This is a genomic window from Streptomyces sp. NPDC001617 (assembly GCF_053596855.1).
Window position 1 is genome coordinate 1 of record NZ_JBSFHA010000058.1, and the last position, 14,907, is coordinate 14,907.

General features: G+C 71.0%; 8 protein-coding genes. 1 reads left to right on the forward strand and 7 read right to left on the reverse strand.

Features of this window, described 5'->3' with window-relative positions; translation table 11 throughout:
- Positions 1–70 precede the first annotated feature (70 nt).
- The 4 genes from ACWC09_RS34530 to ACWC09_RS34545 form a co-directional block, all read right to left on the reverse strand.
- Positions 71–2,053, reverse strand: coding sequence for an ATP-dependent DNA helicase (locus ACWC09_RS34530; protein WP_450854877.1), 1,983 nt, complete (start codon positions 2,051–2,053; stop codon positions 71–73).
- A 246-nt stretch (positions 2,054–2,299) separates the two neighbouring features.
- Positions 2,300–3,226 carry a GNAT family N-acetyltransferase gene (locus ACWC09_RS34535; RefSeq protein WP_450854878.1) on the reverse strand — a complete coding sequence of 309 codons (927 nt, stop codon included), beginning with the start codon at positions 3,224–3,226 and terminating at the stop codon, positions 2,300–2,302.
- Positions 3,227–3,345: 119 nt separating this feature from the next.
- Entirely contained in the window at positions 3,346–5,571 is a 2,226-nt protein-coding gene (locus ACWC09_RS34540; protein WP_450854879.1) for an IucA/IucC family protein, read from the reverse strand.
- Between the two features lie 56 nt (positions 5,572–5,627).
- Entirely contained in the window at positions 5,628–7,226 is a 1,599-nt protein-coding gene (locus tag ACWC09_RS34545; RefSeq protein ID WP_450854880.1) for an aminotransferase class III-fold pyridoxal phosphate-dependent enzyme, read from the reverse strand.
- A gap of 719 nt (positions 7,227–7,945) precedes the next feature.
- Here ACWC09_RS34545 and ACWC09_RS34550 point away from each other — a divergent pair.
- On the forward strand, positions 7,946–9,178 hold the full coding sequence (locus tag ACWC09_RS34550) for a trypsin-like serine peptidase (RefSeq protein WP_450854881.1): 1,233 nt from the start codon (positions 7,946–7,948) through the stop codon (positions 9,176–9,178).
- 167 nt (positions 9,179–9,345) lie between these two features.
- Here the strand turns inward: ACWC09_RS34550 and hflX are convergent, their stop codons facing one another.
- From hflX to ACWC09_RS34565, 3 genes are all read right to left on the reverse strand, one after another.
- Positions 9,346–10,839 (reverse strand): GTPase HflX, encoded by a 1,494-nt coding sequence (hflX, locus tag ACWC09_RS34555; protein WP_450854882.1) that lies wholly within the window; start codon positions 10,837–10,839, stop codon positions 9,346–9,348.
- A 147-nt stretch (positions 10,840–10,986) separates the two neighbouring features.
- Positions 10,987–12,477 carry a M1 family metallopeptidase gene (locus ACWC09_RS34560; protein ID WP_450854883.1) on the reverse strand — a complete coding sequence of 497 codons (1,491 nt, stop codon included), beginning with the start codon at positions 12,475–12,477 and terminating at the stop codon, positions 10,987–10,989.
- 277 nt (positions 12,478–12,754) lie between these two features.
- Positions 12,755–14,860, reverse strand: a complete 2,106-nt coding sequence (locus ACWC09_RS34565; RefSeq protein ID WP_450854884.1) for a RelA/SpoT family protein — start codon at positions 14,858–14,860, stop codon at positions 12,755–12,757.
- Positions 14,861–14,907 lie beyond the last annotated feature (47 nt).

The window sequence follows — 14,907 nt, forward strand, 5'->3', positions numbered from 1 at the left end:
GCTCGTGGGCTTTGTGTTTGTTTTCTTGGTTTGGGGGGGCGCCCGGGTTCTGCGCGGGGCCAACCCCTGATCATTCCGCTTCCGCTTCGGCCTTCTTCGCCACCGCGTCGATGGCCGCCAGCGACCTGCGGACCTGATTGCGGTCCGTGGTGTACCAGAAGTCCGGCAGCGACGCCTTCAGATAGCTGCCGTACCGCGCGGTGGCCAGCCGCTGATCCAGTACGGCGACCACACCGCGGTCCCCCGACGCCCGTACGAGGCGGCCGGCGCCCTGGGCCATGAGCAGGGCCGCATGGGTGGCGGCGACCGCCATGAAGCCGTTGCCTCCCGCGTCCTCCACCGCCTTCTGGCGGGCGCTCATCAGTGGGTCGTCCGGACGGGGGAACGGGATCTTGTCCATGACCACCAGCTGACAGCTGGGACCGGGGACGTCTACGCCCTGCCAGAGCGACAGCGTGCCGAAGAGGCAGGTCTTCGGGTCGGCCGCGAAGTTCTTGATCAGCTCGCCGAGGGTCTCCTCGCCCTGGAGGAGGATCGGAAACTCCGGGATACGGGTGCGCAGTTCCTCGGCGGCGAGCTGCGCGGCCCGCATGGACGAGAAGAGGCCGAGAGTGCGGCCGCCGGCCGCCTGGATCAGCTCCGTCAGCTCGTCCAACATGTCCACGCGGTCGCCGTCGCGCGCGGGGCGCGAGAGGTGCTTGGCGACGTACAGGATGCCCTGCTTGGGGTAGTCGAAGGGCGAGCCGACGTCGACGCCCTTCCACTGCGGGAGGTCCTCGCCCTCCGTGCCTTCCGGGGCCAGCCCCAGGGAGGCACCGACGCCGTTGAAGTCCCCGCCCAGCTTCAGGGTCGCGGAGGTCAGGACGACCGAGCGATCGGCGAAGAGCTTCTCGCGCAGCAGGCCCGATACCGACATGGGGGCGACGCGCAGGGAGGCGCCGAAGCGGTCGTGGCGCTCGTACCAGACGACGTCCCACTCGGAGCCGTTGGTGATGCGCTCCGCGACGTCGTGCACCGATTCCACGGAGGCAAGCGCCTGCTTCCGGACCGCGTCCTCGTCCTGGACGGACTTGTCGCGCGTCGCTCCGATCGCGGAGATCACCGTACGGCAGGCGTCGCGCAGCGCCATGAGCGCGTAGCCGAGGTCCTCCGGGATCTCCTCCAGGCGGCCGGGCAGGGCCAGCTCCATCAGCCGCTCGAAGCCCTCTGCTGCGGTCTGGAGCTGGTCGGCGGCCTTCTCGTTGACCAGTTTGGCGGCGCGGCGCACCGCACGGTTGACCTGGCCCGGTGTGAGCTCGCCAGTGGCGACACCCGTGACCCGCGAGACCAGTTCGTGGGCCTCGTCGACGATCAGCACCTCGTGCTGCGGGAGGACCGGGGCGCCCTCGATGGCGTCGATCGCGAGCAGCGCATGGTTGGTGACGACGACCTCGGACAGCTTGGCGCGCTCGCGGGCCATCTCGGCGAAGCACTCCGCGCCGTACGCGCACTTCGTCGCTCCCAGGCACTCACGGGACGAGACGGACACCTGCGCCCAGGCACGGTCGGAGACGCCGGGGGTGAGGTCGTCGCGGTCGCCCGACTCGGTCTCGTCCGCCCAGTCGCGCATGCGCAGCAGGTCCTGGCCCAGTTTGCTGGTGGGTGCGGCCGCCTCGAACTGGTCGAAGAGACCCTCCTCCTCGTCCTGCGGAACGCCCTCGTGCAGACGGTGCAGGCACAGGTAGTTCGACCGGCCCTTGAGCATCGCGAACTCCGGGCGGCGACGCAGCAAGGGGTGCAGGGCGTCGACCGTGCGTGGCAGGTCGCGCTCGACCAGCTGGCGCTGCAGGGCCAGGGTGGCCGTCGCCACGACGACGCGCTCCCCGTGCGCGAGCGCGGGCACGAGATAGCCCAGCGACTTTCCGGTACCGGTGCCGGCCTGGACCAGCAGATGGGAGCCGTCGTCGATCGCCTCCGCGACGGCTTCGGCCATGGTCACCTGGCCGGGGCGCTCCGTACCGCCGACGGCAGTGACGGCAGCATGCAGGAGTTCGGGGAGTGAGGGCTTCGTCATAGCGCGACCACCCTACGGCCCGGCACTGACAAACGGGTGATCAAGGCGGGGAAGAGGGCGACGAGGAGGCAGGTCAAGACCGTCTGGCCATCGTTTGAGGTGCGGGTGGGATCGGTTGTGATCGTGTGCGGCGCGGAGTCGCTCGGGCTCGGCTCCGGCCCGGCTCGGCTCGAAATCGGTCTCGGCGGAAGTGGAACCGGATCGGCGCGAGCGGTGTACCAAAAGTGACGATGCCACGGCACGGCGTCACAGCAGATCGCGCAGGGACCGGTCTCGGACCATGAGGGCGGCCCGCTTGGCGGGCAGGTCGACCTCGGCGGAGAACCGGAAGCCGGCGCTCAGGAAGGCAGCGACGGAGGGGGTGTTGCGAATGTCGGGTTCCGCGACGATGCGTGCGCAGGCTGAGCGCCTGTCGAGGGCGAGGTCGGAGACGGTTCTGAGCAGAGTGCTGCCCAGACCTCGCCCACGATCGGCGACAGCCCCGATGAGGAGGTGGATCCCGGTGTCATGAGGTCGGGCGGGATAGTGGCGGGCCAACGGGTCGAGGTCCGCCCGGTAGATCTCCCAGTAGCTCATCGGCGTTCCCTCCAGCACGCCGATGCACGGAACGCTGCGTCCGTCGCCCGTGAGCTGGGCCCGCAGATGTTCCTCGGTCACGCTCGCGGGACCGGCGAGCTCCCAGAACTCGGCGACGGCAGGGTCGTTCATCCAACGACTGACCAGCGGTAGGTCCCGCTCGATATGCACGGGGACGAGCCGGAACACGCCGACGGGAGTCACCACGGAGCCCCAGTCGTCGACGTGGTCGAGGAGGTCGTGGTCGGCCGTGGCGCCAGAGGGGGGCGAAGCCGCGCCGTCGTACCGCCTCGATGCCTCGCCGGTATCGGCCTGCGCCGGTGCATCGGCGCAGGCTGCCTGCGCCGATGCACCGCCAGAGGCGACCTGGGCCGGTGCATCGCAGGGTGCGGCCCACGCCGGTGTCCTGCCTCCGTCGGTCTGCCCCGCGAAGAGCGCGAGCAGTTCGTCGGGCAGGCGCAGGTCGAGTGTGTCCTCGCTGTCCGTGCTCGTGCCGGGGCTGCTCTCGGCCGGGCAGCCTACGTCGGCTGCACCGGCGGCTCTGGTCTCGGTGCCGGCGGCGGTGGCGGCATGGGCGCTGGCGTCGGTGGGCGGCACGACGACGCTCCTCTCAGAAGACGGGGTGGGGCATGTTCCTCGGGAATGAAGGGAGTTGGTGCTCAGGAACGCAGGAAGGCGGGTCTGTCTCGGGGTCAGGCCGGGGTCAGGTTCGGCGGTCAGGAATGGAGGGGGTTGGGGATGGTGACGTAGACGGACTGGGTGTCGACCGGGCCGACGAGTTCGTCGAGGCCGTGCAGCCGGGTCAGCAGGTTGGCCTTGCAGCGCAGGACGGGTGAGTCGAGCAGGTGGGCGGGAAGGGAGGTGCGCAGCCGGTCGGGGCCGGAGGCGACGTCGCTGAGGAAGCGGCGGAAGGCAGCGAGCAGCAGCCGTTCGTCGGCCAGATGCTGGGAGCCGAACGCGCCGATGAGGCCGAGGACGTTGTTGATCGCGAGGTAGTACGCGAAGCGCTCGTCGGTGACCTCATCGGGGACGAAGGTGTCGCTGTGCTCGCCGATGCCGGGCAGCCGGGCGTCCAGTTCCGCGCGGTGGGATGCGCGGAAGTAGTAGCCCTGGTTGTCGCGGTAGCGGCCGCCGGACGGCCAACCGTCGGGGTCCAGCAGGAGCAGTGTGTTCTGCTGGTGGGCCTCCAGTGCGATGCCCGCCTCGGAGTCCAGCCACAGCACGGGACGCACGACCTGTTCGAGGTAGCGCAGGAACCACTCCGCGGCAACGGCTCCGCGAGGACGGCCCGTTCGGCCGGCGAGGCGGGTGATCACCGCCTCCAGGCAGGAACGCAGCGGCGGCGGGTCCGTGCGGGAACGGTGGGCTGATCCGGCGTGCGCTTCCGGTCGGGCTTGCGGGCGGGGTGAGACCAGTCCGGCGACGCAGGAGACGTCGTCCGAGGGGTGGAACGGGTTGTGCCGGATCATCACGTCGAGGCCCGGCACGGGGCTCCCGTCCGGCGCGTCGACGGCGAGCCAGGCCGGGTCGCGGACGATGTCGAAGTTCGGGTGGGCGGCCCGCCACTGCTGGGAGAGGCCGCTGCGCAGCAGGCGGTGGACCTCGACACCCCGGTGAAGTTCCTTGCGGAGGTTCTCGCGGCGGGAGTTGGTGATCGTCAGGCCCAGGGAGAGTTTGAGCATGGCGGGTGCGCCGGTCCGGTGGACGGTGCGTACGGAGGAGGTGGGGTGCCACGGGCAGCCATGGGTGCCGAGGTCGAGGAGCAGCCCGACGTCGAAGAGGGCCTCGACGTCGGGGCGGTGGCGGACCTCGCGGAACTGCCACGGGTGGAGCGGGAGGGCCGCGTAGCCGTCGGGCAACGGCAGTTCGGCGTCGGTGTCGGCTTTGGCGAGGCTGGCGGTGAGATGTGATGCGGGGACGGGGCGACCGCGTTCGGTCCATGCGGAGTCGGCGGCGAGGAGGGAGGGAGCGACAGCCAGCCAGTGCAGGGGAAAGGAGCCGCGCAACTCCGGTGAATACACGCGCGCTTCGGCCTCGGAGAGACCTTCGCGGCTCTTGGGTGTCGGGTGCATCGGGTGTCCGAGAACGAGCGCCTGTTCGGCCGCGAGGAAGAGGTCGGGGGCGTCGGAAAGGTGATCGCGGCGCTCGCGGATGAAGGTGGAGGTGCGACGGAGGGAGTCGGCGACGCGGGCGACCACTTCGGGGCCGGCAGTCGAGTGGACCTCGAAGCCGGCAGTCGAGTGGGCCGGGGACGTGTGGGCCACCGGATCGGAGGTGGTCGTCGGGGACGCCGAGGCCGACGGAGAGGTGCCAACGATCGGATCGGCACCGGCAGTCGAGACCGCGGGAGACGCGCCTGCGACCAACTCCGGGCCGGTCGCCGGGGCGTCCAGGGACGTGTCGGCGACTGGATCGGGACCGGCAGTCGCGGCCGCCAGGGACGTGTGGGCGGTGTCCGGTGTTTCGCGGGTGAGGAGGGCGGCGATCGTGACCGCGTCGGCCGGTGGGGACTGTTCGAGGGTGTCGGCGAAGTGTGGGAGGCCGAAGCGGTGCCAGCCTGTCGGGGACCAGTAGTGGACCGGGACGAGCAGTGCCGTGCTGGTGGCGGGCAGGGGGATGCGGAGCGTGCCGTCTTTGGGAGCCGGGAGGCCGGTTTCGCGGACCCAGCAGCGCAGCAGGTTCTCGACGGTGGCGGCCTCGGCCACGGTGTGCGGGTCGGGGTGTTCCAGGAGGTCGGCGGTGGGGTCCCCCGGGCCGGCGGTGACCGGGGCGTTTCGCTGCTCGGGAACCCTCTCCTGCCGCCCGCCGGCGGTGCGCGTGCTCTGCGGGTGGGGCGTTTCCGTGGTCGTCGGCGTGGAGGAGGGCTGAGGGGGTCGTTGCTCGTCGGAGGAGCCTTGGTCGGAGGTGCGGGTGTCTGTGTCCGAGGCGGGGGTGGTGTTCAACGTGGTGGTCCTCGTGGGTGGTTCTGGCTCGTGAAGTGACGGACCGGGGTGTCGGCTTACTGGGGATGCCGGCGTGGGCGTGCCGGTGTGGGGGCGGCAACTGCCTTGTCGGGCCGCGTCGGTTGGCGGAGTCCTGGCGAACGGCGGGGCTGGGCCCGGGCCACCGCCTCCACTGCGTCGGCCAGTCGGTCGAGTACCGCGGCCGTCTGTTCGTCGCTGATGGTCAGTGGCGGAAGCAGACGTACGACACTGGCGTGGTGGCCCGCCAGTTCGACGATCAGGCCGCGGCGCAGGCACTCCCGCTGGACCGCGGCGGCGAGTCCGGGGGCGGCGGGCCGGGGGCTGCCGGCGGCAGGCGCGCCCCTTCCCACGCCGAGCGCCTCACTGGCCTCCCTGCCTATGCCCCCGTGCCCGCCCCGGCCCCGGCCCACACGATCCGATTCCCAGGCCCCGCTCGCCTCATTCACACCGTCCGTCTCGTCCACCTTGCCCGCCTCGCCCGTCTCGCCCGCTTCGCCCGTCTCGCCCGCAGAGCCGTGGCCGTCCCCCGCCTCCTCCACGAACTCCACGCCGATCATCAGCCCCCTCCCCCGCACATCCCCGATGCACGAGAACTCCCGTCCCAGCTCACGGAGTTGGTCGAGCATGCGGGCGCCGAGGGTTGCCGCGCGGTCGGCGAGGCCGTGGTCGCGGACGTAGGACAGGGTTGCCGTGCCTGCGGCCATGGCGAGTTGGTTGCCGCGGAAGGTGTCTGCGGGGGCGCCGGGTTCCCAGGCGTCCAGGTCGTCGCGGTAGACCACCACGGAGAGCGGGAGGCTGCCGCCGATGGCCCTGGAGAGGACCATCACATCGGGGGTGATGCCGCTGTGCTCCACCGCCCAGAAGGTGCCTGTGCGGCCGACGCCCGTCTGGACCTCGTCGGCGATGAGCGGGACGGCACGGGCAGCCGTGATCTCGCGCATCCGGCGCAGCCACGGGTCCGGCGCGGGGATCACCCCGCCCTCGCTCTGGACGGGTTCGAGGATCATCCCGGCGGGTTGCGGCACCCCCGACCCGGTGTCGTCGAGGACGGACTTGGTCCAGCGGGCGGCGAGTTCGGCGCCGCGTGGGCCACCGACGCCGAAGGGGCATCGGTAGTCCTGGGGGTAGGGGAGGCGGGTGATCCGTGCGTCGGAGGCGGCCCCGGGTGGGGCAAGGGGGCCGGGGGTCACGAGGTGGTGGGAGACGGCGAAGGCCAACACTTCGGTGCGGCCGGTGGCGGCCCGTACCACGTTCAACGCGGCCTCCACCGCGTCGGTTTCCGCCGGTCCGCAGAACCGTACGCGTGCGTGGTCGGCAAGGCTGGGCGGCAGGGTCTGGAGCAGCTCGGTGACGAAGGCGTCCTTGACGGGGGTGGCGAGGTCCAGGGCGTGGAGGGGCGCGCCCGAGTCCAGGACCTTGCGGATCGCCTCCAGCACGACGGGATGATTGTGGCCCAGGGCCAGCGCGCCGGCGCCGGAGAGGCAGTCGAGGTAACGGCGGCCGTCCGCGCCCTCGATGGTCAGGCCCCGGGCACGCACCGGCACGATCGGCAGGGCACGCGCGTAGGTGCGTGCCGCCGGTTCACGCGCCGACTGGCGCCGCAGTATTCCCTCGTGCGCGGCCCGCCGCGCCACCGGCACTCCCCCGACGGCCCGGCCCCCGACAGTCCAGTCCGTCGCGCGGCCTCCGACCGTTCCCTCGGACGCACGCCTCCCCCACGCAGACTCGGCCACGGCTCCCAGTCCTCCCGCCCACACAGGCACAGAGGACCGCCCACGGACAGGCGGCCCCCCACCGCTACCAACCCGCCATGACCGACCGGGTTACGGGTTGCCTGAAGATCCTTCCCGTCCTGCCCGTGCCGGGCCGCACTCCCCGTACATGTCCCCCTCGCTCGCGATACCTTCCGCCACCCGAATACGCCTCGGAGTTTTCCGTCTCTCACCGTCATTACGTGCGTGCGCGAAGGGAGAAAGCGGCACGACCTACGCCGGAACGCAGACCGGCGCTGGGGGCTTCCGGCTTTCCCACCATCAGTGGTTCGGCGAGGACACTCTGGGCCACTTCTCCACCTCCGGGTGAGCCGACCGTGTCACGCCTGTCATCCCCTGTCCCACCGAGTCACACCGTCCCTGTCCGGCAGGCCGTCTCCGTCGCCCGCCAACTCGCGTCCGCCCCGCCAGACCCTGACATGAGACGGCGTCACATCGGGGACTCCTGGGCGAACCTGCTGATCAGACTGCTCGTAGCGAAACCGTTGCCGTCCCGTCGGCAGGCGCCCACAGCCAACGCATAAGGTGTGGTGCCGTTCCTTGGAAGGCCCGGTTCGTTCCACTCAGGGGGAGTTCAGATCATGCGATCCACACGACCGTCGTTCCACAACCGGCGAGACAGGGGTGGGCATCGCAGAACCTCCCCCGTTCTGGCCGCCGTTGCCCTCGCCTCGGTGCTGGCGCTGACCGCCACCGCCTGCAACTCCGGTGGCGACAAGGCGGACGGCCAGGCCTCCGCCTCCGCGACCGACACCGGAAGCAGCGGCGACGGCAAGATCAAGATCCCGGACGACATCCGGCAGAAGCTCAAAGAGCACGGGATCGACATCGACAAGTGGAAGAACGGCGCCTGGAAGAACTGGAACAAGGACGACTGGCTGCGCGAGGCCGACGAGTTCATCAACCCGATCATCAAGGGCCTGTGGGACGCGGACCGGATGCGCCGCGCCAACGACCCGGACAAGAGCGTCGACAACAACGACCTCTCGGGCGACCAGGGCGTGACCGACCCGGAGCCGGCGCCGGTGGACGCGAAGGCCGTGGCGCCTACGTACCACGCCAACGCGGCGACGGCCGGCAAGGTGTTCTTCGACTCCCCCCAGGGCACGATGGTCTGCTCGGCGACGGTCGTGGAGGACCCGGCCCACCCGGGCAAGTCCAACCTGATCTGGACCGCCGGGCACTGCGTGCACGCCGGCAAGAACGGCGGCTGGTACCGCAACATCGCCTTCGTGCCGTCGTACAACGACTCGGGCAAGACGGCCGGTCAGGTGCAGAACGCGACCCGGGACCAGGTCGCTCCCTACGGTGTCTGGTGGGCCGACTGGGTGAAGACCTCCCAGCAGTGGATCGAGCAGGGCGATGAGACGGGCGGTGCCGGTGCCTCGTACGACTACGCCGTCATCCATGTGACGCCGGAGAAGGGCGGCAACGGCAAGTCGCTGGAGGAGACGGTCGGTTCGGCACTGCCTGTCAACTTCAACGCCCCGGCCGTACCGAAGGTTCCGAGCATCACCGCGACCGGCTACCCGGCCGCCGCGCCGTTCGACGGCCAGTTGCTGTACCGGTGCACGGACAAGCCGGGGCGGCTGTCGCTCAACGCCTCGGACCCGACGATGTACCGCATCGGCTGCACCATGACCGGCGGCTCCTCCGGCGGTGGCTGGGTGGAGACGGGCTCGGACGGCAAGCCGACGCTGGTGTCCAACACCTCGATCGGTCCGGTGACTTCGGGCTGGTTGGCCGGGCCGCGGCTGGGTGACGTGGCCAAGGGTGTGTACGAGTCGGTGAGCAAGAAGTTCGCCGGTCAGTGACCGGCAGGTAGGCACGGACGGGGGCGGGCCGGTGAGCACAGCCAGGTGCGGGGCGCGGCGGCCAGGTCGCTCTACCAGAACATGAGGGAGCAGTACGGCGGTCGATGAACCCGGCATGCTGAAGGCCCGCCTCCTGGGAGCCAGGGGGCGGGCCTTGGTGCTGTGGGTCAGACGGCCGGAACGGGCACGTACGGTGCCAGGTCCGCCGCCAGTTCCTCGTGCACCCGCACCTTGAGCAGGGTGCCCTCCGGGGTGTGTTCCTCGGAGATCACCTCGCCCTCGTCGTGTGCCCGGGCGACCAGCTTGCCGTGGGTGTACGGCACGAGCGCTTCGATCTCGACGGACGGCCGCGGCAGTTCGTTGTCGATGAGCGCGAGCAGCTCCTGGATGCCCCGGCCGGTACGGGCCGAGACGGCGATCGAACGCTTCTCGATCCGCATCAGCCGCTGCAGGGTCAGCGGGTCGGCCGCGTCCGCCTTGTTGATCACGACGATCTCGGGCACGTCGATGGCGCCGACATCCCTGATCACCTCGCGCACGGCGGCCAGCTGCTCCTCCGGGTTCGGGTGCGAGCCGTCCACCACGTGCAGGATCAGGTCGGACTCGCCGACCTCCTCCATGGTGGAGCGGAACGCCTCGACCAGGTGGTGCGGCAGGTGGCGTACAAACCCGACCGTGTCGGCCAGCGTGTACAGACGGCCGCTCGGGGTCTCCGCCCGGCGGACGGTGGGGTCCAGGGTCGCGAACAGGGCGTTCTCGACCAGGACGCCGGCGCCGGTCAGGCGGTTGAGCAGGGAGGACTTGCCCGCGTTGGTGTAGCCCGCGATGGCGACGGACGGCACCTTGTTGCGCTTGCGCTCCTGGCGCTTGACCTCACGGCCGGTCTTCATCTCCGCGATCTCACGGCGCATCTTCGCCATCTTCTCGCGGATCCGGCGACGGTCCGTCTCGATCTTGGTCTCACCGGGGCCACGGGTGGCGAGGCCGCCGCCCTTGCCGCCGCCCATCTGACGGGACAGCGACTGACCCCAGCCGCGCAGCCTCGGCAGCATGTACTGCATCTGCGCGAGCGCGACCTGCGCCTTGCCCTCCCGGGACTTGGCGTGCTGGGCGAAGATGTCGAGGATCAGGGCCGTACGGTCGATGACCTTGACCTTGACCACGTCTTCGAGGTGGATGAGCTGGCCCGGGCTGAGCTCACCGTCGCAGATCACGGTGTCGGCGCCGCTCTCCAGGACGATGTCCCGGAGCTCGTTCGCCTTGCCGGAGCCGATGTAGGTGGCCGCGTCGGGCTTGTCCCGGCGCTGGATCACGCCGTCGAGCACGAGCGCGCCCGCGGTCTCCGCGAGGGCGGCGAGCTCCGCGAGGGAGTTCTCCGAGTCCTGCACGGTCCCCGTGGTCCAGACGCCCACGAGCACGACCCGCTCCAGGCGGAGCTGGCGGTACTCGACCTCGGTGACGTCCTCGAGTTCGGTGGAGAGGCCGACCACACGGCGCAGGGCCGCGCGCTCGGAGCGGTCGAACTGCTCGCCGTCCCGCTCTCCGTCGATCTCGTGGCTCCAGGCGACGTCCTCTTCCATCAGGGCATCGGCCCGAAGACCTTCGGCGTATGTGTGCGCGAAACGCTGCGAGTCCTGGGAAGGGGATGAAGAGGAGGTCATTGGGTCCTTACGTCGTTGGGGATGCCGAGTCGGCGGTCATCACTGTTGGCAACGCACGAGTACCCCGGAAGATTCCCGTGTCCCGTGCCGCACCGCGCCGCGCCGACCCGAAGATGGTCGCACGGCACGGGATGTCTCGTCACCGTCTTATTTGCCCGCGGTGCCCGCCGCCGCCTCGGTCGGCGGGGCCGGCTTCCAGTCCGGGTGGCCGGGCATCGGCGGGGTCTTCTCGCCGTAGAGCCAGGCCTTGAAGAAGCCGCTCAGGTCGCGTCCGGAGATCTCGGAGGCCAGGCGTTCGAAGTCGGCGGTGGTGGCCGTGCCGTCCCGGTGCCTGGTCACCCAGGCCCGCTCCAGGCGCTCGAAGTGCTCGCGGCCGATCTCCTGGCGCAGCGCGTAGAGGGCGAGGGCGGCGCCGTCGTAGACGTTCGGGCGGAAGATGCTGATCTTCTGGCCGGGTGCGGGCCCCTTGGGGGCGGCGGGCGGTCCGCCGGCGGCGCGCCAGCGGTCGGAGGCGCCGTACGCGGCCTTCATGCGCGCCTCCATGGGCCGGTGTGCCTTCTCCTCCGCGTACAGGGCCTCGTACCAGGTGGCGTGCCCCTCGTTGAGCCACACGTCGGACCACGCGCGCGGGCTGACGCTGTCGCCGAACCACTGGTGGGAGAGCTCGTGCACCATGATCGACTCGACGTACCACGCGGGGTAGCCGGGCTCGGTGAAGAGGTCCTTCTCGAAGAGGGACAGCGTCTGTGTCTCCAGTTCGAAGCCGGTGGTCGCCTCGGCCATGAGCAGGCCGTACGTCTCGAACGGGTACGGGCCGACCTTGCTCTCCATCCAGGCGATCTGCTCGGGCGTCCTGGCCAGCCAGGGTTCGAGCTTCTTGACGTCCTCGGTGGGCACCACGTCCCGTACGGGCAGGCCGTGCGGGCCCTCGCGGTGCAGCACGCTGGAGCGGCCGATGGAGACCTGGGCGAGTTCGGTGGCCATGGGGTGCAGGGTGCGGTACGTCCAGGTCGTCGAGGTTCCGACGCGGTCGACGCCGGTCGGCAGGCCGCCCGCGACGACGGTGTAGCCGTTGGGTGCGGTGACCCTGATGGTGAACATCGCCTTGTCGGAGGGGTGGTCGTTGCACGGGAACACCAGGTGGGCGGCGTCCGCCTGGTTGGCCATGGCGAGGCCGTCCGCGGTGCGCACCCAGCCACCGTCCTCGTCGTCCGGCGCCGCCGGGTCGCTGGTGTGCCGCACGGTGATCCGGGTCCAGCTGCCCTCCTGGAGCGGGTCCTGGGGCGTGACGACGAGGTCCTCACCGGCACGGGCGAAGGTGGCGGGCTCGCCGTCGACCTCGACCGACTCGACCGTGCCGTGCGCGAAGTCGAGGTTGATCCGGTCGAGTTCCTTCGTCGTCCAGGCGTCGATCCTGGTGACCGCCTGGAGCGGCTTGCTGTTGGTCCCGGGATAGGTGAAGGAGAGGTCGTACGACGCCACGTCGTATCCGGGGTTGCCGAGGTACGGGAAGAGGCGGTCACCGACGCCCAGGGGGGCCGGCGGGGCGCTCGCGGCGAGGAGGCAGACGGAGACGGCGGATGCGAGGAGCGCGGTCGCCTTCAGACGGCGGGTTCCGGCGCGGGGGGTGAGCGGCATGCCCCACCGCTACCAGCGCACGCGCGCGTGGCGACGACGACGCGCGACCGGCCCACCCGAAGGGGTGGCTCACGGCCGGGTCGACGCCGACGGCCGGCTCACGGCCGGGCCGGTCGCTCATGGGGTGGCTCATGGTCTGACCGACCCCCACGGCGTGGCTCACGCGCGCGCCGGACGCCCACGGGATTGCCCACGCCCACGCCCACGCCCACGCCGGCCACGTTGGACGCCCACCGGGTGGCTCACCGCCGGACCGACGCCCGCGCCCGCAGGTGGCTCACGCGCCCGGTGTCTGCGGTTGCGCGCGGCTCACGTCGTATACGCCCGGGACGTTGCGCATCGCCCGCATGAGGCCGGGCAGGAGTGCCGCGTCGGGGAGTTCGACGGTGTACGAGTGCCGTACCCGCTGCCGGTCCGGGGGCTCGATGGTCGCCGAGACGATCTCGGCGCCCTCGAGGGCCATGGCCTCGGTGAGGTCGGCGAGGAGATGAGGGCGCCCGAACGATTCGGCGAGCAGCGTGACCCGGCATCCGGTGGTGTCCCCCCAGCGCACGCCGACCTCCGCGCGCCCCCCGTTCTTCATACGCGCCACGGCGGAGCACTCCACGCGGTGCACGGTGACGACGCCGCCGCGGACGGCGAACCCGGTGACCGCGTCGGGGGGTACGGGGGTGCAGCAGCCGGCGAGTCGGACGGTCGCGGCGGGCTGGTCGACGATGACTTCGGGGTTGGGGCGGGTCAGCGCCCCTTCGGGGGTCGGCCGGGGAGCGGACGAGGGTTCCTCGGTCTCCTGTGCGCCGCCCTCCGTCGGATGGGTCGCCAGCCACCGCTGGATGGCGATGCGGGCCGCGGGTGTGTGGGCGTGCTCCAGCCACTCCCGGGAGGGCTCGGAGGCCGGGTCCTGGCCCATGAGGAGCTGGACGGTGTCGCCGTCCCTCAGGACCGTGCTCAGGGTCGCCAGGCGGCCGTTGACGCGGGCGCCGATGCATGCGTGGGCGTCCTCGCCGTACTGCGCGTACGCGGCGTCCACGCAGGTGGCGCCCTCGGGCAGGCCGAGCGTGCCGCCGTCGGGGCGGAAGACGGTGATCTCGCGGTCCTGGGCGAGGTCCTCGCGCAGGGTCGACCAGAAGGTGTCCGGGTCGGGCGCGGCCTCCTGCCAGTCGAGGAGGCGGGAGAGCCACCCGGGCTTGGTGGGGTCGACGCGCTCGCCGTCGGCCGGCGCGGCGGGGGCGGGCGCGTACGGGTTGCCGAGCGCGACGACGCCGGCCTCGGCGACCTTGTGCATCTGGTGCGTGCGGATGAGGACTTCGGCGACCTGGCCGTCGCCCCGGGCGACCGCGGTGTGCAGCGACTGGTACAGGTTGAACTTCGGTACGGCGATGAAGTCCTTGAACTCCGAGACGACCGGCGTCATACAGGTGTGCAGTTCACCGAGGACGCCGTAACAGTCCGCGTCCTCGTTGACCAGCACCAGCAGCCGCCCGAAGTCGGCGCCGCGCAGTTCGCCGCGCTTGCGGGCGACGCGGTGGACGGAGACGAAGTGCCGTGGCCGGATGAGAACTTCGGCCTGGATGTCGGCCTCGCGCAGATGGCCGCGGACCTCGTCGGCGATATCGGCGAGCGGGTCCTCGGCGCGGGAGGCGTTGTCGACGATCAACTCCCGTGTGTGCTCGTACTCTTCGGGATGCAGGATCGCGAAGACGAGGTCCTCCAGCTCGGTCTTGAGCGCCTGGACGCCGAGCCGTTCGGCGAGCGGGATGAGGACGTCCCGGGTGACCTTGGCGATGCGCGCCTGTTTCTCGGGGCGCATGACGCCCAGGGTGCGCATGTTGTGCAGCCGGTCGGCGAGTTTGATCGACATCACGCGGACGTCGCTGCCGGTGGCGACGAGCATCTTGCGGAAGGTCTCGGGCTCGGCGGCGGCGCCGTAGTCGACCTTCTCCAACTTCGTCACGCCGTCGACGAGATAGCGCACCTCCTCGCCGAACTGCTCGCCGACCTGATCCAGCGTCACGTCGGTGTCCTCGACGGTGTCGTGGAGCAGAGAGGCCGTCAGGGTCGTTGTCTCGGCGCCCAGTTCGGCGAGGATGAGGGTCACCGCGAGAGGGTGTGTGATGTACGGCTCACCGCTCTTGCGCATCTGGCCACGGTGCGAGGACTCGGCCAGGACGTAGGCGCGGCGCAGGGGGTCGAGGTCGGCGCTCGGATAGTGGGCGCGGTGGGCGTCCACGACATGGCCGATGGCGTCGGGCAGCCGGTCACGGGCGGTGGGGCCGAGCAGGGCCGCACGGCCGAGGCGGCGCAGGTCGATCCGCGCCCTCCAGCGGGCGGCAGGGCCCGCTACGGAACCTGGCGTGGCGGGATTCGTGGCCTCCGCACTCATGGGCACCTCCGGCTGCGTGGACCGGCGGACGGGGTGCCCCAGGGCGG